Source organism: Flavobacterium ginsenosidimutans (assembly GCF_003254625.1).
Lineage (GTDB): Bacteria > Bacteroidota > Bacteroidia > Flavobacteriales > Flavobacteriaceae > Flavobacterium > Flavobacterium ginsenosidimutans.
Window position 1 is genome coordinate 1 of the sequence record NZ_QJRJ01000017.1, and the last position, 294, is coordinate 294.

A 294-nucleotide genomic window follows, 5' to 3' on the forward strand; every position below is an offset into this window, starting at 1 on the left:
CCTGCCGGAACATATACTTTAACTGTAACTGATTCATGCTCTTCTCAGACAAATTCTGTGACTGTTGGGCAGCCTTCTGCAGCTTTGGCTTTGGGGGCTTCATCTAAAACAGACGCTTCATGCTACGGAGCAAGCACCGGAATCGTGACTGCGGGAACTGTAACAAACTCTGTGGGAACTGTTGACTATTCTTGGAAAAACAGCGCTAACGCAGAAGTGGGAACAGCAGCTTCTGTTTCAAACCTGCCTGCCGGAACCTATACTTTAACCGTAACGGATTCCTGTTCATCCCAG

1 protein-coding gene is annotated in these 294 nt (G+C 48.0%); it reads left to right on the forward strand.

Translation table 11 applies throughout. The annotated features are described in order from the left end of the window. A partial coding sequence (locus DM444_RS00085; RefSeq protein ID WP_204251639.1) for a hypothetical protein occupies window positions 1–294 on the forward strand: 294 nt, incomplete at both ends.